This is a genomic window from Streptomyces sp. HD, from assembly GCF_028369295.1.
Classification (GTDB): domain Bacteria; phylum Actinomycetota; class Actinomycetes; order Streptomycetales; family Streptomycetaceae; genus Streptomyces.
The window spans coordinates 16,809-34,986 of sequence record NZ_JAQMYP010000022.1 but is presented as its reverse complement, the minus strand read 5'-3'; the positions used below and the strand labels follow the sequence as shown (position 1 = coordinate 34,986).

Here is an 18,178-nt window from a genome sequence, read left to right as displayed (position 1 = left end):
ACGACGCCGAGTGCGCCGCTGACTCAAAAACACCACCAGCACCGCCACCTACCGTAAGGTCGCCATCGCTCAAGGTAGTCGCAGTGGCGGCAAGTACGGCAAGTGCGGGTGGGTGGAACATGACCGGGCGACGTACGGTCCTCAAAGGCGTTCTCGCGGCATCGGGTGCGGCTGCCGAACCCGGAGTCCTCGCCGCGAGACCCCTGGCCGGACGCGCAGGGCCGTACACCACCCCGGTGCAGCTGCGCTGGCTCGGCGTCGCCGGCTGGGAGATCGTCATCGGCGGCGACCGCAGCATCCTCTTCGACCCCTACCTGAGCCGGATGCCGTGCCGGGACCGCGGCGGCATGCTCGACCCGACGCTGCCGCTGCGGCCCGACCCGGCCATGGTGGAACGGGTGGCGGCACAACACCTCGCCGCCGCACCCGAGTTGGTGCTTCTCAGCCACGGCCACTTCGACCATGTGGCGGACGTGCCGCAGCTCGTGGCCCGTCCGGCGTGGCGGCAGGCCCGGATCCGGACCGTCTGCGACGAGACGGTCCGGTACCTGCTCACCGCCATGGGCGCACCCCGGTCCCGGATGGACGACGTCATCCAGGTCAGGGGCGGCGAGTACCTGCAGTTCGACGGCTACACGGTGGAGGTCTTCCGCAGCCTGCACAGCCAACTCGCCGACCACGGCTGCTTCGCCCCCGGCCGCAGGCTGACACCGCCTCGACGGCCGACAGTCCTCGGCGACTTGGTGGAGGGAGAAACCCTCGCCTACCTGGTCTCAGTGGACGACGGCCCGTCCGTCCTGCTGATGGGCGCGAGCAACTTCGTGGAACGCGAACTGGCCGGCATCCGCCCCGACGTCGTACTGGTCCCCATGAGTTCACACGGGGCGGTCCACCGCTACGTCGAGCGCCTGCTCACAGCAGTGGGCAACCCGCCCCTCCTCATCCCCACCCACCACGACGACCTGGACACCCCGCTCGTCGCGAACCCCGCCCGCCTGGCGGCCTCGGTCCAGCCGACGGCGGCCAAGGAGCTGTCGAGGGCGGCGGCGTCCGGCTCCCGCGTGCTCTCTCCCCGGCACCTGCGGCCGGTGGCCGTCACCACCGCACTGTCCTGACGCGTTGAAGCGGTGATGTGTCCGCCGCCGATGGCGCGGAGCGTTCCGAGATCCCCCGAAGAGCGAGGCCGGTGAGCATGGTCGTGCGTCCTGACGCGTCCCGACGGGACCACCTGACGGGACAGACGGAGAGGGGATGGACCAGATGAAGAAGGCATGGCGCTCCGCGCTCGCGCTGGCCGCGGTCACCGCGGCGACGGTCCTCGGTACGGCCGCCAACGCGGGAGCCGCGGACGAGGAGTTCAGCTTCACGGCCGAGAAGTACACCGCGGTCCAGTTCGGTATGTCGAGGGCCCAGATCCACGAGATGCTCGACGTCGGCAAGACCAAGCCCGGCGACGGGAAGGGCTGGTGCGAGGACGACGTCTCCATCCTGTGCATGACCGCGTCGGGCGACTACGTGCCGTACGGCAACTTCTGGTTCAACTCGGCCGACAAGCTGATCGGCAAGCGGCACGAGCTCCTGTTCACGCCGAAGACGCCGTCCATGACGCTGGCCAAGTACAACAGGGTGACGGTCGGCATGACCGAGGCGCAGGTCTGGTCGACCGTGTCCAAGGACTCGTGCGTCCTGCAGAGCGACTCGTACCCCAACTGGCCCGCGACGACCGGCCACAAGTACTACTACTACTGCACCGCCTCCACGGGCCTGTTCCCGCCGAACGCCCACTTCTACTTCGTCGACGGCAAGGTGACGGAGAAGTACCAGCGGGCGCTCACCTGACGGTCGGCTGAGGCAACCGGTCACGGTCGCGCCAGCGCACGCAGGCACAGCGACTCCACCGTCTCGACCACCTGAGCCGCGGTGCATCCCTCGGGCGGGTCGAGCAGGGCGCCGTGGAGCTGGGCCTCGATGCTCTGGACCAGCAGCAGCGCGGTGAGCCCCCGGTTCGGGCCGCCTACCGCCAGGCGGTGCAGATGGTGCTCCACCTCGGCGGCGATCCACTGCTGGACCTCGCGCAGCCGAGCGGCCGACTCGCGGGGCCGCGGAGCCCGGTCGTAGAGCAGACGTTGGAGTCCGGGCTCGGCCGTGTGCGCGTCGGCGACGGCGCGCACCACGGCCGAAACGGTCTGCGGCAGGGGCGGGTTGGTGCTACGCAGTTCCGACAGTGTCACGAGCAGGCGGGACGTGAGGCCCAGCATGTGCCGCTCGCCGAGGGCGTACAGCAGCGCGTCCTTGTCGGGGAAGTACTGGTACAGCGATCCGATCGACACACCTGCCCGCTCGGCGATGCGGTTCGTCGTCGCCCTGGCGTAGCCGTCACGCTCGAAAAGCTGAGCAGCCGCTTCCAGGATGGCGTCGTACGTCTCCTTGGACCGCTGCTGACGTGGGCGTTTACGGGGCAGTGGCATGGGTCGTCCCGAGGCGATGATGCGAGTTGTCAACAGTGACTATCGCTCACACCCTTGAAGGCATGTTCACCTTCGACATCGACCCCGCCGACCTGTTCGAGGAACGCGCCCGCCAGTTCGTGGCCTGGGGCATTCCGAAAGACGCCGTCGGGCATGCCCGGAGCGCGATCGACGACATGTGGGGCTCCGGCCGGGGCGGTTGGGTGGCGGTGTGGGGGCGTCTCGCGCGCCAGGCCGAACGGGACGGCAGATGGCTGCTCGCGGCCCAGCTGTGGGGAGCGGCGCGCTTCCCTGCGATGGCGACCGAGGAGCGGGTGGCGGCGTACGAGCGGCAGCGGGAGTGCTACGCGCGGGCAGCCGGGCGTTTTCCCGTGCGCTTCGAGCGTCGTGTGCTCGATGTTCCGGCGCCGGAGGGCGACCGGCCGGTCCCCGTGCACCTCATGGCCCGTCGCCGCGGGCGGCGGCGCGGCGTGCTGGTGCTGTCCGGTGGGGTCGATACCTGGAAGGTGGAGTTGCATCGGTTGGCCGTGGCGACGGCGCTGGCCACCGGCCTGCTCGTGGCCGTCGTCGACATGCCGGGCACGGGTGAGTCGACGCTGCCGCTGGCACCGGACGGCGACCGCGTGCTCGCCGGGCTGGTCGGCGTGGTGCGGGAGCGTTTTCCCGGCGAGCCGGTGGCCTACTTCGGGGTGAGCTTCGGTGGCCACTGGGCGGTCAAGCTGGCCGCTCAGGGCACCGTCGACGCGGCGGTCGACCTGGGAGGGCCCACCGGGGCCGGCGGCGAGGAGATCGACGTACTGGCCCTGCCCTACGGCATGGCGGGCATCGTGGGAAACGCCCTCGGCCTCACCGAGTTGCCCGACGCGGAAACCGCCACGTCCCTGCTGTCCGGCTTCTCCCTGCGTGGTCAGGGCGTGCTGGACCTGCCGGGCCGCACGCCGCTGCTCGCGATCAACGGTGCGCACGACCAGTTCATCCCACGCACGGACACCACCGGTCTGGCCACCCGGCCGAACACGACCGTCTGGCTGATCCGGGATGCCACCCATTGCGCGGCCGAGCGCATCCGACCGGTACTCGTGGGGACATGGGGCTGGCTGCTGGCACGAACGGGCGCACACCCACGCACCGAAGCCGTGCTCCAACTACCGGTGCGCCGCCGTCTCGACGTGTTCTGAGCGAACGCGGGGAACCCAGGCCAGGGCCAGGGCGCTGCCGACGGCGGTGAGCAGGAAGCCGAGGAGCAGACCGCCGAGGTTGGCGGTGACCAGGCTGACCAGGGACATGACGGCGGCCAGGACGCCGGAGAAGTAGCGCAGAGCCGGGTTGTGCCAGGTCGTCACACCGGCGACGACGAACAGGGCACCCAGCGCCCACGAGGCGGCACCCGCCGTACCGGTGAACCGCAGAAACCCGAGCCCCGCCCAGGACACACAGATCAGCTCCACCCCGCCGAGCCCCAGCAACAGCCCCGCCGCGAACGGGCGTCCGCGCCGCCACCCCCGCCACCTGGACCACCTGGACCGGTCGGGCCGGGCCGACCGGTCCGACCGAGCGGCGCCCCACCCGGTCCACCCGGGCCACCCGATCCGCCGACCCCGCCTGATCGCCGTAGTCACCGGCCCGCTCCCGGCTCGCAGCCGCCCTCGCTCCGGCGCAGGTCGATGACGACGCCGCGTGCCGTGATCGTCCCGGCCGTGAAGGCGTGCGGCTGAGTGGTGACCCCGGTGCCGCTGACCTTCGCGGCGCCCACCGTGAACAGGCCCGTGGGCCGCTCCAGGGACAGCCGCGGGGTGTCGAAGGTCGCGCCCGACAGCTTCACCGTGCCGGCCGTGGTCTTTCCCGCCTCCACGGTGAGGCCGGTGGCGGAGGCCCGTTCGATCCGTACGACGGCCGTCACCGCGCCGATGACCGGCAGTTGGGCGGTGGAGGTCACGCAGGCGTCCTCCACGGTGGCCCGCTCCAACCGTGTGGCCAGCGCGGGCAGCAGCCCGCCCCGCCCGGAGGCACCCGGCGAGGCCGACACCCCCGCCCCCGACACCCGCGCGGCATGCACCGTGACCGGCACCTCTCCCGCGAACGCAACGGACACGGCCCCCGCGGCGCTCCCGGCCAGCAGAGCGCAAGCACCGAGAAGCAGGGGCGCGAGAGCCACCACGAACCGCAGCCGACTGGTCCGCCCGGCGGGGTCGGGATGGCCGGGAGGACCAGGATGGCCGGGAGGACCGGGATGGCCGGGAGGACCGGGATGGCCGGGAGGACCGGGATGGCCGGGAGGACCGGGATGGCCGACCGGGATCGTCACGAGGACGCTCTTCTCTGTCACGCCCGTCCCAACGATCCCCACCAGGCCGAAGTACCGCCTAGCCCACCATCGGCTCATACGACCTGACGGCCGGCCCCGTCCAGGGGTACGGTCCAGGGCCGATCCGAACGACAGGCCCCAGCCGTCAGATGCTCGTGCTGTCAGAGACTCGTGCTGTCAGAGACTCGTGCCCGGGTCCTGCGGACGGATGCGGCCGCGCCAGGCGCCGGTGCCGCCGCCGCTCTCGACGTAGTCCTTGAACCGGCGCAGGTCCCCCTTCACCCGCCGGTCGATCACGCCCAGCGCGTCCGCGCCCTTCTCGGCGACGCCGGTCGGCTCGACGTCCATCGTGAGCTCCACCCGGGTGTGCGAGGCATCCAGCTGCTCGAAGCGGACCGAGCCGCGCTGCCGGGTCTCCCCGCCGATGGACCGCCAGGTGATCCGGTCGTCCGCCAGCTGGTCGACGATCTCCGTGTCGAACTCGCGCCGCACCCCACCGATGCTGGTGGTCCAGTGGTTGTGCCGGTCATCGAGCTGCCTGACCTCGTCGACGCCTTCCATGAAGTTCGGGAAGTCCTCGAACTGGGTCCACTGGTCGTAGGCCCGGCGGAGCGGGACGTCCACGTCGACCGTGTCCTTGACCGTGCTCATCGATACCTCCTGGTCAGTTGTTCGCCGTGCTGGTGCGAGGCGCCGGGTACCCGGGAAACCCGACGTGAAAGACCGCGCCGTTTCCGCGCAACGGCCCGGGGAACCCGGTCGGCACGTCATCGGGAGCCGGGGTCGGCCATCCGCGGATCCCGCTCCCCGGGAATCAGAGAGAAGTTGAAGCGTCGTGACCGCGCGCCCCGCCAAGAGAAACGTCCTGAAGGTTTCCAGGACCGGTTGGTCGAAGTCCCGCACCCTGCCCGGAAAGCCGATCCGTACGTGTGTCGCCGCCGTGGCGGACAGCGGTTCTCCGCCCTCGGCCCACATCGGCGCCGACGGGAACATCGTGCGGGGCGAGGACTGACCGGCCGGGAACCGACCGGCTGAGGATGACCGCCCATGACAGTCGAGGCCCGCCCCGCCGCGTCCCGGCTCCGCTGCTGGGTCGCCCCGGGCGTCTACCCGCCGCAGACCGACACCCGGCTGCTGGGGCGGGCGATGCGGCGCGAGGGGGTCACGGCGGAGACGGACGTGCTGGACCTGGGGACCGGAAGCGGCGTCCTCGCGGTGGAGGCGGCCCGCCTCGGCGGACACGTCACCGCCGTCGACATCTCGTGGCGGGCGGTCGCGACCGCCCGGCTGAACGCCCTGCTCAACGGCCAGACTCTGCACGTACGCCACGGCGACCTGACGGCTGCCGTACCGGGCCGGCGCTTCGACCTGGTGATCGCCAACCCGCCCTACGTGCCCGCCCCCGAGCCGCCCCGGGGCCACGCCCGGGCCTGGGACGCCGGCCCCGACGGGCGCCTGCTGATCGACCGTATCTGCGACACCGCGCCGGCGTTCCTGCGGCCGACGGGAACCCTCCTGATCGTGCACTCGCACCTGTGCGGCATCGGCGAAACCCTGAGCCGCCTGGCGGAGGCCGGTCTGCGCGCCCGGATCGTCGACCGGACCCGGCTGCCCTTCGGCACTGTCCTGCGCTCCCGGCTCGCCTGGCTGCGCGCACAGGGGCTGACGGCCGACGGTACGACGGAGGAGCTGGTGGTGATCCGTGCCGAACCCGTCTGAACGCCCCCACCCGATGCCCCACCGCTCCCCGGTCCGGATCCGCGTCCAGCGCGACGGGCCCCTGCTCGTCGAGGGACCGGTCGAAGTGGTGGGCGAAGACGGCGAGGTGACGGTCTCGCGGCGCTTCACCGTGGCCGTCTGCACCTGCCGCCGAAGCCGTATCTTCCCGTGGTGCGACACCAGCCACCGGCGCCGCGAGAAGCGGCCCGGGGAAGGCGGGGCCGTATGAACCACTCCGGCTACATGAACCACTCCGGCCGTATGCACCACTCCCGACCCCGGCAGCAGCCGCGGCACCGGCCGCCGCCGTTGCCCGAGCCGCGCGGTGCGCTCTCCACCGCCGTGACGGCCCTGCTACGGCAGCGGTCGGCCCCCGTGAACCCTCCGTCCCCGGCACGCTGTTCGCCGTACGGCGAAGATCTCCACCTCGCCCTCTACGTCCTCTACGAGCTGCACTACCAGGGCTTCGAGGGCGTACCCGACGAGCTGGAGTGGGACAGCGGGCTGCTGGCCCTGCGCTCCGCGATCGAGGACCACTTCCTGGGCGCGCTGCGCGAGGACGTGCCGGTCGGCGGCCCCGACGACACGGCCCGGCGGGTGCTGGACCAGCTCCAGGTCGAACCGGCGGACGGCTCCGGCGGCGTCTCGCACTTCCTGCACGACGAAGGCGACCTCGACCAGCTGCGGGAGTACGTCGCGTTGCGCTCGCTGTACCACCTCAAGGAGGCGGACCCGCACGCCTGGGTCCTGCCCCGGCTGCGCGGGCGGGCCAAGGCGGCCATGGTTGCCGTGGAGTTCGACGAGTTCGGGGCGGGCCGGGCCGACGAGATCCACGCCCAGCTGTACGCCGACCTCATGGTGGATCTGGGGCTGGACCCGGCGTACGGACACTACGTCGACGCGGCGCCCGGCGAGATGCTGGCCACCGTCAACCTGATGTCCCTGCTCGGTCTGCACCGTGCGCTGCGCGCGGCGCTCGTCGGGCACTTCGCCGCCGTGGAGGTGACCTCCTCCCCCGCCTCGCGCCGCCTGGCCGAGGCGCTGCGCCGGGTGGGGGCGGGTCCGGCGGCCGTACGGTTCTACGCCGAGCACGTGGAGGCGGACGCGGTGCACGAGCAGGTCGTACGGCACGACGTGGTCGGCGGGCTCCTGGCGGACGAACCGCGGCTGGAGGCCGACGTGGTCTTCGGGATCCGCGCGACCGGCCACCTGGAGGACCGGCTGGCGGCGAGGCTCCTCGGCGCCTGGCGCGAGGGCGGCACGGCACTGCGCCCCGGAGGGCCGACGGCATCCGGAATCCGTCCCTCGGCACCGCCCTCACCTGCGCGTTCCGTCCCCGACGTATCGAACGCCCCGCGAGAGGTACACCGGGGCCGGTGAGAATCAGCGTGCGCCGGCGTTCGCGCCCGCCGTGGTGCGTGACGCGCCCGACCGGGCGGACGTCCTGCGGGCCGTGCACAGCCGCAGCGGACTGCGCCTGCGTGTGCTGCCGGGCGAGGCGGAGGCCCGGCTGACCTCACTGGGCGCCCGGCGCTGGATGGGCTGGCGGCCCGGCCCGGCCTGTCGTGTCACGGCCCGACCTGTCGCGTCACGGCCCGCATGCCGACCATGGCGTGGGGCACCCGGCCGCCATGATTGCAAACCACGCCGAGGCCCCTGTTCTGGAGGCGCTCGCCCGGTATCAGAACGTGGACGAGCTGGGATTCACGCCCCCGGGCCACAAACACGCGCGCGGAGCGGACCCACGCGCCCGCGCGGTCCTGGGCGATGCCGTTATCCACAAGATGGGCAGCGGCCTGGAGCAGGGCTCGGTGTTCCACCTCCAGGGCGACCTCATCGACCCCGCCGAACTGGCCTCACGGGCCGACCTCCTCGGCACGACCAGCCCCAACACCCTGCTCTACGCGGGTATCGACGCCTGGCGTCGGCAGATGGTCCAGCATGGCCGTGAACTCATCGGCGGTGCACTGGAGTTGGCTGCGCACACCCGCGCCGCGATCGAGGAGATCGACGGCTTCCACGTCGACGACACGAAGGACTACTGCGGCCCGGGCCTCGCGCCGCCGACTTCGACCCGCTCCCGCTCGTCATGGACATCTGCGACCTCGGAACCACCGGCTACCGGGCTGCCGACTGGCTGCGGACCCACCATCACATCGACGCCCACCTCTTCGACCACCGGCGCATCAGCGCGCAGCTCACCCACGCCGACGACGAGCGCACCACGGCGCGCCTGCTCACGGCGCTGCGCGAGCTGGCCGACCACGCCGACCGCGCCGCCGACCTGCGAGACGCCCCTCAAGTCGCCGTCCCCACCCCGGCCGGCCTCCACCCGAGACCGGGGCCCCGGCCGCTCCCCGGCCGGGGCCCGGCCCGCCTTGCCCTGTCCCTACTTCTGTCCCTTGGTCCGGGCCCGTAGGCAGCGCCGCAGCTCCTCGGCATACGGCGCGACGACGCCCAGCCCGATCACCCCGGCGAGCCCCGCGAGATACGCCGCCGGCAGCGGACGTTCCTTGGGCAGCAGACGCCAGTCCTGGGGCCGCGGTCCGCCGCGCAGCGTCGAGCGGACCTCGTCGGGGTGCAGACAGGCGGTGAACGCCAGAGCGGTGAGCGGCAGTACTTCGAGGAAGCTGTGAATGTGCTGCTCGACCGGCCGGATCTCCCGCTCGCCGGTCGCCAGCGACACGTCGTACAGCGCGGTGGCACCGTGTGCCACGGCAGCAGCGCCCATCGTGGTGAGCACGAGGGGATTCACGCGGGCGAGCAGCCCGATCACGACCGGCACCCCGGCCTCGGTCATCATCACGGCGTGCACCGCGGACTCCTTGGTCCCGCTGGTCCGCTCGATGCCGGTCCGCCGGTGCATCCACCAGTCCGCGAGCCCGGGCACCACCCACAGCGGGAGAACCCCGAGCAGCAGGAACCGTCGGGCTGCGGCCTCGACGTCGGTGGGATGCGGCCCGGCCCCCAGCGGATCGGCCCGCCGCCCCTGTCGCCTGCCCTTCCGGGACAGAAACCGCACCGCTCCCATGGACACCTCCTGTGTACGCCCTCTGCGGGATCTTCACCGGTCGCCGCCCCGGGTACCCGGCGATGCCGCCCCGGAACCGCCACCGCGAGGGCGTGCAGCCGGCCGGGGACGGCGACCGGGCTGGATCGCCGTCCCCTGTGCCGCCGTTGGTTCAGAGGATCCTGATCTTGTCCATGCGGACCCCACCGGGGTGGTTCGGGAAGGTGTAGACGGTGTTCTTGCCGATCGGCGTGGCGGGCTGCCACTTTCCGTCCCCGTACCACTGGACGCGGTTGTTGCCGGTCTCGATCCGTTCAAGCCACATGTGGGCACCCGACATGTCCACCGTTCCGGCGTTGGCGAGACACCAGTCGTAGGCGCCGTCGGAGTCCGTCGTGTCGACTCGGATCTTCAGGAAGTCGGTACGGCCGCACGGCACCGTATTGATCGCGAACGCCTCTGTCGCGCTGACGACGGTAAGTGAGGCCGCCAGCGCGAAGGTCGTCGTCGCGGCCAGGACGGCCCGTTTGGCGATGTGCTTCATGGAGTTCTCCACCTTCACAGCAGAAGTCGAATGGGTCGACTCCTATACGCCCGAGCCGTGAAGCAGGTTGCACCGCCGCGGCAGAATTCCCGATCACGTCCTTCCCGGGGCCTTCACAGCTGCACTCATCCCTTCGGCCAGAGACCGTCGTGCCCTCCTCGGCCTTTCGGTCGATCCGCCGGGCACCGTCCGGCACCTAGGCTGCACTGCGTACCCCTGGTCACGTCCATGGCCGACAGCCTTACGGGGAAAGCCCGTTCACCCGAGCGAATTCGAAGGATCAGCGAAACATGTCGTTGAAGAACAGTCGTCTCAGGCTCGCCTCCGTGGCCCTCGTCGTGGCCCTGTCCGGTCTGGCCATGGCGGGACCGGCCATGGCGGCCACGCAGCCCACCGGAGCGAGCAGGTCCACGGCGGCCACGCAGCAGCAGGCGCCCGCCGCACCCACCGGCTTCGTGGGCCTGCCCACGAGCCGGCTCCCGGCCGACGCACAGCAGCACGAGTTCACGGTCACCTACCGCAACGGCTCGGCGGCGGACCGCACGGTCGCTCCCCAGCTCATGGTCCAGTCCCCGGACGCCGGGCCGTTCCTGGCCCCGTCGGACATCAGGCTGGAGCGGCGCACCGCGCACGGCTGCTGGGAGGACGTCCAGGTCGGCGCCCAGACCGGCACGCTGTTCACCGACCTCACGACCGCGCAGCGCACGGTGCGCGCGGGCGAGACCCTCACCCAGGTCTACCGGCTCACGGTGGTCGACCCGGAGGCCAAGGGCACGGTGACGCCGCGAGTGGCGCTCTACGGCTGAGCCCGTCCTGCCCCGTCCTGCCCCGTCCGGTCAGTCGATGCCCCGCCCCGCCCTGAAGCGATCGGCCGCCGCCGTGAGGTCCACGATCGGGGCGGGGTAGTCCAGTCCCGCACGGGCGGCCCGGTCGAGGTGCGGGAGCCGGTGGAGGGTCCCGGTGTCCAGGTGCCGGAGTTCGGGCAGCCAGCGCCGTACGTACGCCCCCTCGGGGTCGAACCGGCGTGCCTGGACAAGGGGGTTGAGGAGCCGGTTGGGGCGGGTGTCCGTGCCGGTTCCGGCGACCCACTGCCAGTTGAGCTGGTTGTCGGCGACGTCGCCGTCGACGAGCAGGTCCAGGAAGTGACGGGCGCCCACCCGCCAGTCCACGTACAGCGTCTTGGTCAGGAAACTCGCCGCGAGCATCCGGACCCGGTTCGGCATCCAGCCCTCGTGGCGCAACTGCCGCATGGCCGCGTCCACGACGGGGTAGCCCGTACGGCCCTCCTGCCACGCCTCGACGTCCCTCGGGGCGCGGCGCCAACGGTCGTGCCGGGGGCGGTAGTCGTGGTCGGCCGCGTCGGGGCGGGCCGCCAGGACCTGGTGGTGGAAGTCCCGCCAGGCGAGCTGACGGACGAACGCCCGCGCGCCGGGGTCGTCCAAGGCGCCGGCCCGGTCGAGGAGTTCGGTGGGTGAGAGACAGCCGAAGTGCAGGTAGGGGGAGAGCCGGGAGGTCGCGTCGGCTGACAGGTCGTCGTGCCGGTCGTCGTATGCGGACAGGGGGCCGGACAGCCATGTCCGCAGCCTGCGACGGGCCTCGGACTCGCCTCCGGCGGGCAGACCGGGGGACGTGGAGCCCGAGGCGAGGAGCGCCGTGCGGGACAGGCCGGCCGAGGTTACGTCGTCCGGCACCCGTACCGCGTCCGGTGCCGGCAGGACCTCGCGCCCGGAGAAGCTCTCCCAGCGGCGGAAGTACGGGGTGAACACGGCGAAATGGTCCTTGTCCTTGCCCGCGGGGGTCAGCGCCCCGGGCGGTACGACCGTCAACGAGGCTTCGTGGACGCGCAGTTGGCGCCGTTCCCCGGCCAACTCCGCGCGCAACCGGTCCTCCCGCCGTGCCGCGTAACGGCTCACCCCGCCCGCGATGTGCACGGCGCCGGCCCCGGCCTCGGCGGCCACCCGGCAGGTCTCCTCGACCACGTCACCGACCCGCACCACCAGCCGCCCGCCCCGGTCGCGCAGGGCCGCGTCGAGGTCGGCCAGGCTGTCGGCGAGGAACGCCGCGCGGTTGGGTACGGCGAATCCGGTGCGGCGGATGCCGGTGTCGACGACGAAGAGCGGGACCACGCGCTCCGCGTCCCGCACGGCGGCGTGGAGGACCGGGTTGTCGTGCAGCCGCAGATCGGCGGTGAACAGGGCGACGGAGACACGCACGGGTCCCATGCTCGGGGGCTGCAGCACGTGGACGTCCGATGACGTCGCGCAGGCCCTGGAGCAGTTCGAGGCCACCAAGCGGGCGGTGGACGAGTCGGGTGCGGCACCGCCGCTGGAGCCCGAGGTCGTGGACGCCGTCATGGAGTGCCTCGGCTGGATGCGGGCGGCGGCGGAGCGGCCGGGGTTCGGGGTCATCGGCTTCCGCAGCTGAGCGGGCGCCGTGCGCCGCGGCGGGGGTCCGGGCGCCCGGGCGTTCACGGGCTGTGTCCCTCGCGCTGATCGCGTTCCCTCCGCCAGGGCGGCGGCCACTGGTCGAGGGGCTCCTCGGGGGCGAGCTGGGACAGTGCCTCGGTCAGTCCCTCGCAGACCCGCTCGATCTCCCGGAGGGTCTGGTTGCGTTCGGTGATGACCGCCGAGAGCACCAGGGCGGTCAGGGACACGGTGCCGTTGAAGGCCTGGAGGATCACCATCTGAGCGAGGAGATCGTGGTCGTCGAAGGGGCCCACCCCCTGGGCTCCCGCGTGGATGGTGATCACGGAGGTGATCAGTACGCAGGGCGCGGCGCCGGCCAGCTGGAAGCGGAAGGCCGCCCAGATCAGGAAGGGAACGACGAGGAAGAGCAGGTCGACCGGGCTGTGGGTGGCCACGACGGAGACCGCCACGGTGCCGCCCAGCAGGGCCACGGCCTCCGCCCAGCGCAGGGCGGGTACACCCCGCGGCCACCGGGCCTCGCGTGCGACCAGCAGGAGCGGCGCGACGACCAGGACGCCCATCGCGTCGCCGGTCCACCACACCGACCAGGTCGGCCAGAAGTCGTCGCCCTCCAGGGCGCCGGAGGCGACCAGCGCCCCCGTGCCCACCGAAGCGCTGATCACCATCCCGCCGAGGGCCCCGAGGAACACCAGCGCCAGGGCGTCCTGGAGGCGGTCCAGGGCGATACGGAAGCCCACCCGGCGCAGCAGCAGATATGCGAACACCGGCGCGAGCGTGTTGCCGACGGTGATGGCGAGGACCGGGAAGGCCGACGGGCCGAGCGTCACGTTCACCACGAACGCGCCGAGCGCGACGGCGGGCCACATCCGCAGGCCCCAGAGCAGCAGCACGACGAGGGCGATGCCGGTGGGTGGCCAGAACGGCGTGACCTGGCCCCGCACCAGCTCCTGCTGGAGCCCGAGCTTGGCGCTGAGGTAGTAGGCGGCCACGACGCCGACCAGCCGCACGCCGTCGACGGCGTACCGGCGGCTCCGCGCACCGTGTGCCGTGTCGGTCGACGTCCGCACCTGCCCCGGCAGCCGGGGCGAGCCGCTCATGCCGTCACCCCTCGTCCTGCCGCGCCCGCCGTTCCCGAAGCCTTCCGTACCGAAGGACGAGGACCGCGGCGTCGTCGCTGTGACCGGTGGAGTCCGCCACCTTGATGATCTTCGCGGCCAGTTCGTCCGGGTCGTCGCTGCAGGCACCGCCCGCCAGCGTGGCCACCCGGTCGAGGCCCTCGTCGATCGGATAGCTGGGGCCCTCCACCAACCCGTCGGTGACCAGCACGAACACGCCCACGTCGGTCAGCTTGCGGCTGGTCGACGGGTAGCTCTCGCCGGCCTGGATGCCGAGCGGCAGCCCGCCCTCGTTCAGCACGATGTCGCAGCGGCCGTCGGCCGCGGCCCAGACCGCGGGGACATGTCCGGCACGGGCGTCGGTGAGCTCGTTGGTGAGCGGGTCGAAACGCAGGAACGTGCACGTCACGAAGAGGCCGGAGGCCATGTCGACGAGCAGGTCGTTGGTCCGGCGGAGCACCTCCGCCGGGTCCGTGGTGGCGATCGCGACGGCCCGCAGGCAGGTGCGCACCTGCCCCATCAGCGCCGCCGCCTCGACGTCGTGCCCCTGCACATCCCCGATCGCGAACCCCACCGAGCCGTCCGGCATGACGAAGCCGTCGTACCAGTCGCCCCCGATGTCCAGCCCGGCCCGCGCGGGCGCGTACCGTCCCGCCGCGTGCAGACAGGGCAGGACCGGCAGCTCGGCGGCGAGGACCTGCCGCTGCAGGGCGGCGGCGAGCTCCACGCGGGCCTGCTGGAACTTGATCCGGTCCAGGATCCGCCCGGTCAGGTCGCCGAGCGTCTGGAGCAGGTCCCCTGAACCACCGGACGGGGTGGTGTGTCGGTGAGCCATGGCATCACACTCCGGCTTCCATCGGAGTTGCGCCATTTATCACGTTTTTACGTTACCCCCGTGCACGTCGGCACACGGCTCCGACAACGTCGGCACACGGCCCCGACAGGTCAGCGGGCCGGACTCGAACGGGCCCTGCCCGGGAACTTCGAAGGTGCGCGGGGAGTTGGCAGGACGATGCGCGGATTCGCGTTCGCGACCGGAACGACACGGGCTGAAGCCGAGGTGGCACGGATGGCGATGTGGGATCGGATCAAGGACCAGGCCAAGGGTCTGCAGCAGCAGGCCCAGGGCGCGCGGGGCGGCGGACACGGCGCGGGCGGACACGGCGTCGGCGGACACGGCCGGCCGGGTTCGGGGTCCTCCGGTGGTTCGAAGGCGCAGCTGGTGAGCGCGCTCAAGTCCCAGCTCACCTCGCTCAAGACAGAGCTGAAGAGCGGCGCCTACCGGGACGCCAGCATGGCCATGTGCGCCCTGGTCGCCGCCGCCGACGGTCATGTCGACCCGGCCGAGCGGCAGCATGTGGAGTCGCTGATCCTGAACAACGACGTCCTGCAGAACTTCCCCTCCGAGCAGCTGCGCCAGCGTTTCAACAAGCACGTCGACCAGCTGGCGTACAACTTCCAGCAGGGCAAGCACGACGTCCTCCAGGAGATCGCCAAGGCCGCGAAGAAGCCGACGGAGGCCAGGGCGGTCGTCCAGACCGGCTTCGTCGTCGCGGGCGCGGACGGATACGTCGCCCCGGCCGAGGAGCAGGTCCTGCGCGAGGCGTGCTCGGTACTCGGCCTGTCCCCGCAGGAGTTCGGCCTCTGAGCCGCACACACCACACCCGCCGCACGGTGTGACGTCCTTCCCGGCCGCTGCGCTGGATGAGTGCCGACTGTTGATCATGACGGGCGGCGCTCATCCGCAGACGTCCCAGTGAAGGAAGAGACCGCACCCGTGCGCATCAGACAGTTCGCAGAAAGAGCAGCGCTCTCCGCTGCCCTGAGCCTGGCGTTCCTCGGCCTCGGAACGGCCTCGGCCACCGCGGACACCAGCAGCCCGCTGCCGATCGGCTCCTACCGGGACATGGCCGTCGACGCGGCCCACCAACAGGTGTTCCTCAGTGACCCGTTCGGCGGCAGCGTCCTGGTGACCGACTACACCGGCCAGGTCGTGAAGCGGATCGACGGTGAGGCCGGTGCCTGGGGCGTCGCGCTGTCCGGCGACTCCAGGACGCTGTACGTGGCCCTCCGCGACGCCGGCGCCATCGCCGCGATCGACACCGCCACCCTGGAGGAGACCGCCCGCTACGACACCGGCACCGGCGCGGGCGCCTACGCGGGCCCGACCTCCCTGGAGCTGGCCGGCGGAAAGATCTGGTTCGGCTACAGCCTCGACACCTGGCACGGCGCCCTCGGCTCCCTGGACCTGAGCGGCGGGCAGCCCGTCGTCACCCGGGACCAGGGCCTCGACACCTTCCGCGGCTCGCCCCGGCTGGCCGCCACCCCGCTCCACCCGGACACCCTCGTCGCCGCCGAGTCCGACGGCAACGCCGCCGCGCTGGCGGTGTACGACGTGAGCGCCGGCCGGGCCGACGCCCAGGCCAGGCGCGTGGATCCGGGTCCGGACGGGTGCGCCAGCCTGCAGGACCTGGCACTGACGCCGGACGCCGAGCGCGTCGTCGTCGCGTGCGCCTCGCCGTACTACCACCAGGTGTTCCGCACCGCCGACCTCGCGGACGACGGCCGCTACACCACCAGCCACTACCCGAACGCGGTGGCCGTCGCCCCCGACGGCACGGTCGCGGCGGGCGTCGACGGCGCCGCCTCGCCCGACGTCCGCCTGTTCGCACAGGGCGCCGCCGCGGACTTCCACTCCTGGGACTTCCCGGCGCCGTCGCCGTACGCCACGACCACCCTTCAGTCGGGCGGCCTGGCCTGGACCCCGGACGCCACGCGCCTCTTCGCCGTCACCAAGGACAGCGACTCCTCGACCCTGACCCTGCGGGTCCTGAACCACCCGCAGGTCGCCACCACCGTCACCGTGCAGGCCCCCGCCTCCGCACCCCGGAACAAGCCGCTCACCCTCACCGGCAAGCTCGACGCACCCGTGGGCTTCGGCACGGGCGGCACCGTCGACATCTGGCGGCTCGACGACCCGGCCGCCGGTGAGGGCACGCTGATCGGCTCCGCGCCCGTCACCGCGGACGGCTCCTTCAGCTACACCGACCAGCCGAAGGCCAAGGGCGACGTCCAGTACACGGTCTCCTACGGCGGCGACGCACGGCACTCCTACGCGTACGGCACGGCCACGGTCCACCTGACCTCCGACTGAGCCCGCACCGCCGGCCGCCGCGCACCCCCGGCCGTCACGGCGTCGTGTCCTCCGCGGCGCCGTACGGCTGCAGGGGCAGTTCGGTGGTGACCTCGAATCCGCCCTCGGGACGGTGACCGGCGCACAGCTCACCGCCGACCGAGCGGGCGCGTTCGCGCATGCCCATGACGCCGAAGCCCTGGTTCTGCCCGAGCTCACAGGCGGCGGCAGCTCCGGCGGCGGGGACCGCGGGAGGCGCCGCCCCCTCGTTGCTGACGGTGATCATCAGACGCGAACCGGCGTACTCGAACCGGACGTGCGCGGCCTGGGTGGCGGCGTGCTTGGCGACGTTGGTGAGCGCCTCCTGGACGATCCGGAACGCGGTCAGGTCGACCCCCGGCGAGAGGGACTGCGGCTCCCCCTCGGTCGTGACCGTGACCTTGAGCCCGGCGGACGCGCACGCCGAGACCAGCTCCGGCAGCCGCGCCAGCCCGGGCGACGGCTCCAGCGGCGCGGAGTCCGGGTCGCCGTTCTGCCGCAGCAGCCCCAGCGTGGCCTTCAGTTCGCGCAGCGCGGAGGAGGTGGTGCCGGTGAGGTCGGTGAGGATCGTCTTGGTCTGCTCGGGACTGGTCAGCGCCAGGTGCGCGGCGGTGCCCGCCTGGGCGTTGGCCAGCGCCAGATGGTGGGCGACGACGTCGTGCAGCTCACGGGCGATCCGCATCCGCTCCTCGGTGACCCGCAGCCGCGCCTCCTCCTCCCGGGTGCGCTCCGCGTGCTCGGCGCGGGCCTGCACCGCCTGGACGTAGGCGCGTCGCAGCCGGGTCATCCGGCCGGCGGCCAGCGGCAGCAGCAGCCAGAAGAACGGGCCGATCGTCCTGAGCAGCAGCGACAGGTGATCCATGGTGTCGGAGATCCCTGAGGCGACGACGACCACCATCAGGGTCGAGATGCCGTAGACCCGGGTGGTCACGCGGTCGGTCAACGTGGCCAGCCAGTACAGCGCCGCCATGACGGGCGCCAGCAGCAGCGGGGTGAGCAGATACCCGAGCACGATCACGGTCGCCGTGCAGAGCGCGGTCACGACGACGGCGGCGCGCGGGTGGCTGCGGTGCTTCAGCAGGGCGAGGCAGGCCACGCCCGTGAGGACGGTGGCGGTCCGGTCCTGGTCCGGCGGGTCGGCGCCGGGCAGGGTGAGCATGCTGCCGAGGGTCGCGCAGCCCATCAGCGCCATCGCCAGCACCGCGTCGACGACGAGGCGGTGGCGGTCCGAGAAGTCCTCCAGGCGGTCCGCGTAGCGCCGCTCCGGGCTGCTGGTCATCGTGCTCTCCGGTCGGTGGGCTGGGTCCATGGTGGACGCCTCCGGGAAGGAACGGCGGACGGGACCGCCCGTGTCCTTCGTCACGGGCGGTCCCGGGGGTCCTGGGGGGCCTTGGGGTCCCGGGGGTCCCGGGGGTCCTT

At 72.3% G+C, this 18,178-nt stretch carries 21 protein-coding genes and 2 pseudogenes; 13 read left to right on the top strand and 10 right to left on the bottom strand.

Features of this window, described 5'->3' with window-relative positions; genetic code table 11:
* Nucleotides 1-119 precede the first annotated feature (119 nt).
* Nucleotides 120-1,115 carry an MBL fold metallo-hydrolase gene (locus POF73_RS21915; RefSeq protein ID WP_272118000.1) on the top strand — a complete coding sequence of 332 codons (996 nt, stop codon included), beginning with the start codon at nucleotides 120-122 and terminating at the stop codon, nucleotides 1,113-1,115.
* A 136-nt stretch (nucleotides 1,116-1,251) separates the two neighbouring features.
* Nucleotides 1,252-1,839, top strand: coding sequence for a BLIP family protein (locus tag POF73_RS21910; protein ID WP_272117998.1), 588 nt, complete (start codon nucleotides 1,252-1,254; stop codon nucleotides 1,837-1,839).
* Between the two features lie 20 nt (nucleotides 1,840-1,859).
* On the opposite strand, the gene POF73_RS21905 is transcribed toward POF73_RS21910, so the two are convergent.
* Nucleotides 1,860-2,468: a TetR/AcrR family transcriptional regulator gene (locus POF73_RS21905; protein ID WP_272117996.1), complete on the bottom strand. Its 609-nt coding sequence runs from the start codon at nucleotides 2,466-2,468 to the stop codon at nucleotides 1,860-1,862.
* Nucleotides 2,469-2,530: 62 nt separating this feature from the next.
* Between POF73_RS21905 and POF73_RS21900 the strand changes: the two genes are divergently transcribed.
* Nucleotides 2,531-3,646: an alpha/beta hydrolase gene (locus POF73_RS21900; RefSeq protein WP_272117994.1), complete on the top strand. Its 1,116-nt coding sequence runs from the start codon at nucleotides 2,531-2,533 to the stop codon at nucleotides 3,644-3,646.
* On the opposite strand, the gene POF73_RS21895 is transcribed toward POF73_RS21900, so the two are convergent.
* From POF73_RS21895 to POF73_RS21885, 3 genes are all read right to left on the bottom strand, one after another.
* Nucleotides 3,614-4,087: a DUF6114 domain-containing protein gene (locus POF73_RS21895; RefSeq protein ID WP_272117992.1), complete on the bottom strand. Its 474-nt coding sequence runs from the start codon at nucleotides 4,085-4,087 to the stop codon at nucleotides 3,614-3,616. The two genes, POF73_RS21900 and POF73_RS21895, sit on opposite strands and share 33 nt — an antisense overlap.
* A complete protein-coding gene (locus POF73_RS21890; protein ID WP_272117990.1) occupies nucleotides 4,084-4,560 on the bottom strand; it encodes a DUF6230 family protein in 477 nt (158 codons plus the stop codon). Before POF73_RS21890 ends, POF73_RS21895 begins: the two co-directional genes overlap by 4 nt.
* Nucleotides 4,561-4,950: 390 nt before the next feature.
* Complete coding sequence (locus POF73_RS21885) at nucleotides 4,951-5,424, bottom strand: SRPBCC family protein (protein WP_272117988.1); 474 nt, start codon at nucleotides 5,422-5,424, stop codon at nucleotides 4,951-4,953.
* Between the two features lie 184 nt (nucleotides 5,425-5,608).
* Here POF73_RS21885 and POF73_RS21880 point away from each other — a divergent pair, with 184 nt between their 5' ends.
* The 6 genes and pseudogenes from POF73_RS21880 to POF73_RS21855 form a co-directional block, all read left to right on the top strand.
* Nucleotides 5,609-5,785, top strand: a complete 177-nt coding sequence (locus POF73_RS21880) for a hypothetical protein (RefSeq protein WP_272117986.1) — start codon at nucleotides 5,609-5,611, stop codon at nucleotides 5,783-5,785.
* A 35-nt stretch (nucleotides 5,786-5,820) separates the two neighbouring features.
* Nucleotides 5,821-6,492, top strand: a complete 672-nt coding sequence (locus tag POF73_RS21875) for a HemK2/MTQ2 family protein methyltransferase (protein WP_272117984.1) — start codon at nucleotides 5,821-5,823, stop codon at nucleotides 6,490-6,492.
* Complete coding sequence (locus POF73_RS21870; protein ID WP_443049586.1) at nucleotides 6,476-6,721, top strand: CDGSH iron-sulfur domain-containing protein; 246 nt, start codon at nucleotides 6,476-6,478, stop codon at nucleotides 6,719-6,721. The genes POF73_RS21875 and POF73_RS21870 overlap by 17 nt, the downstream gene beginning before the upstream one ends.
* Nucleotides 6,722-6,753: 32 nt before the next feature.
* Nucleotides 6,754-7,872, top strand: coding sequence for an iron-containing redox enzyme family protein (locus POF73_RS21865; protein WP_272118220.1), 1,119 nt, complete (start codon nucleotides 6,754-6,756; stop codon nucleotides 7,870-7,872).
* Nucleotides 7,814-8,044, top strand: a pseudogene (locus tag POF73_RS21860) (Ppx/GppA phosphatase family protein); the annotation flags it as partial. The gene POF73_RS21865 and the pseudogene POF73_RS21860, both read left to right, overlap by 59 nt.
* Before the next feature lie 223 nt (nucleotides 8,045-8,267).
* A pseudogene (locus POF73_RS21855) lies at nucleotides 8,268-8,821 on the top strand (ornithine decarboxylase); the annotation flags it as partial.
* Between the two features lie 60 nt (nucleotides 8,822-8,881).
* On the opposite strand, the gene POF73_RS21850 reads toward POF73_RS21855, so the two are convergent.
* Together POF73_RS21850 and POF73_RS21845 are read right to left on the bottom strand one after the other, a co-directional pair.
* Nucleotides 8,882-9,523 (bottom strand): diguanylate cyclase, encoded by a 642-nt coding sequence (locus POF73_RS21850; protein WP_272117982.1) that lies wholly within the window; start codon nucleotides 9,521-9,523, stop codon nucleotides 8,882-8,884.
* Between the two features lie 151 nt (nucleotides 9,524-9,674).
* Nucleotides 9,675-10,046 (bottom strand): beta/gamma crystallin domain-containing protein, encoded by a 372-nt coding sequence (locus POF73_RS21845; RefSeq protein WP_272117981.1) that lies wholly within the window; start codon nucleotides 10,044-10,046, stop codon nucleotides 9,675-9,677.
* Between the two features lie 290 nt (nucleotides 10,047-10,336).
* Here POF73_RS21845 and POF73_RS21840 point away from each other — a divergent pair, with 290 nt between their 5' ends.
* Complete coding sequence (locus tag POF73_RS21840) at nucleotides 10,337-10,852, top strand: hypothetical protein (RefSeq protein ID WP_272117980.1); 516 nt, start codon at nucleotides 10,337-10,339, stop codon at nucleotides 10,850-10,852.
* Between the two features lie 30 nt (nucleotides 10,853-10,882).
* On the opposite strand, the gene POF73_RS21835 is transcribed toward POF73_RS21840, so the two are convergent.
* Complete coding sequence (locus POF73_RS21835; protein ID WP_272117977.1) at nucleotides 10,883-12,259, bottom strand: cryptochrome/photolyase family protein; 1,377 nt, start codon at nucleotides 12,257-12,259, stop codon at nucleotides 10,883-10,885.
* A gap of 7 nt (nucleotides 12,260-12,266) precedes the next feature.
* On the opposite strand from POF73_RS21835, the gene POF73_RS21830 reads away from it, so the two are divergent.
* The gene (locus POF73_RS21830) at nucleotides 12,267-12,470 is read left to right on the top strand and encodes a DUF7691 family protein (RefSeq protein WP_272117975.1); all 204 of its coding nucleotides are present in this window, start codon (nucleotides 12,267-12,269) and stop codon (nucleotides 12,468-12,470) included.
* Nucleotides 12,471-12,513: 43 nt separating this feature from the next.
* Here POF73_RS21830 and POF73_RS21825 read toward each other — a convergent pair whose 3' ends face one another.
* Nucleotides 12,514-13,569, bottom strand: a complete 1,056-nt coding sequence (locus POF73_RS21825) for an MASE1 domain-containing protein (RefSeq protein WP_272117972.1) — start codon at nucleotides 13,567-13,569, stop codon at nucleotides 12,514-12,516.
* Nucleotides 13,570-13,573: 4 nt separating this feature from the next.
* Entirely contained in the window at nucleotides 13,574-14,422 is an 849-nt protein-coding gene (locus POF73_RS21820; protein ID WP_272117971.1) for a PP2C family protein-serine/threonine phosphatase, read from the bottom strand.
* Between the two features lie 234 nt (nucleotides 14,423-14,656).
* On the opposite strand from POF73_RS21820, the gene POF73_RS21815 reads away from it, so the two are divergent.
* Together POF73_RS21815 and POF73_RS21810 are read left to right on the top strand one after the other, a co-directional pair.
* On the top strand, nucleotides 14,657-15,235 hold the full coding sequence (locus POF73_RS21815; protein WP_272117969.1) for a tellurite resistance TerB family protein: 579 nt from the start codon (nucleotides 14,657-14,659) through the stop codon (nucleotides 15,233-15,235).
* A 129-nt stretch (nucleotides 15,236-15,364) separates the two neighbouring features.
* On the top strand, nucleotides 15,365-16,741 hold the full coding sequence (locus POF73_RS21810; protein ID WP_272117967.1) for a hypothetical protein: 1,377 nt from the start codon (nucleotides 15,365-15,367) through the stop codon (nucleotides 16,739-16,741).
* 34 nt (nucleotides 16,742-16,775) lie between these two features.
* Here POF73_RS21810 and POF73_RS21805 read toward each other — a convergent pair whose 3' ends face one another.
* On the bottom strand, nucleotides 16,776-18,038 hold the full coding sequence (locus POF73_RS21805; RefSeq protein WP_272118218.1) for a sensor histidine kinase: 1,263 nt from the start codon (nucleotides 18,036-18,038) through the stop codon (nucleotides 16,776-16,778).
* Between the last annotated feature and the right edge of the window lie 140 nt (nucleotides 18,039-18,178).

Bases quoted from the DNA above. Each gene is read 5' to 3' on its own strand.
- POF73_RS21915 (WP_272118000.1), top strand. From the start codon at position 120: ATGACCGGGCGACGTACGGTCCTCAAAGGCGTTCTCGCGGCATCGGGT.
- POF73_RS21910 (WP_272117998.1), top strand. From the start codon at position 1,252: ATGGACCAGATGAAGAAGGCATGGCGCTCCGCGCTCGCGCTGGCCGCG.
- POF73_RS21905 (WP_272117996.1), bottom strand. From the start codon at position 2,468: ATGCCACTGCCCCGTAAACGCCCACGTCAGCAGCGGTCCAAGGAGACG.
- POF73_RS21900 (WP_272117994.1), top strand. From the start codon at position 2,531: ATGTTCACCTTCGACATCGACCCCGCCGACCTGTTCGAGGAACGCGCC.
- POF73_RS21885 (WP_272117988.1), bottom strand. From the start codon at position 5,424: ATGAGCACGGTCAAGGACACGGTCGACGTGGACGTCCCGCTCCGCCGG.
- POF73_RS21875 (WP_272117984.1), top strand. From the start codon at position 5,821: ATGACAGTCGAGGCCCGCCCCGCCGCGTCCCGGCTCCGCTGCTGGGTC.
- POF73_RS21865 (WP_272118220.1), top strand. From the start codon at position 6,754: ATGCACCACTCCCGACCCCGGCAGCAGCCGCGGCACCGGCCGCCGCCG.
- POF73_RS21850 (WP_272117982.1), bottom strand. From the start codon at position 9,523: ATGGGAGCGGTGCGGTTTCTGTCCCGGAAGGGCAGGCGACAGGGGCGG.
- POF73_RS21845 (WP_272117981.1), bottom strand. From the start codon at position 10,046: ATGAAGCACATCGCCAAACGGGCCGTCCTGGCCGCGACGACGACCTTC.
- POF73_RS21840 (WP_272117980.1), top strand. From the start codon at position 10,337: ATGTCGTTGAAGAACAGTCGTCTCAGGCTCGCCTCCGTGGCCCTCGTC.
- POF73_RS21830 (WP_272117975.1), top strand. From the start codon at position 12,267: ATGCTCGGGGGCTGCAGCACGTGGACGTCCGATGACGTCGCGCAGGCC.
- POF73_RS21825 (WP_272117972.1), bottom strand. From the start codon at position 13,569: ATGAGCGGCTCGCCCCGGCTGCCGGGGCAGGTGCGGACGTCGACCGAC.
- POF73_RS21820 (WP_272117971.1), bottom strand. From the start codon at position 14,422: ATGGCTCACCGACACACCACCCCGTCCGGTGGTTCAGGGGACCTGCTC.
- POF73_RS21815 (WP_272117969.1), top strand. From the start codon at position 14,657: ATGGCGATGTGGGATCGGATCAAGGACCAGGCCAAGGGTCTGCAGCAG.
- POF73_RS21805 (WP_272118218.1), bottom strand. From the start codon at position 18,038: ATGACCAGCAGCCCGGAGCGGCGCTACGCGGACCGCCTGGAGGACTTC.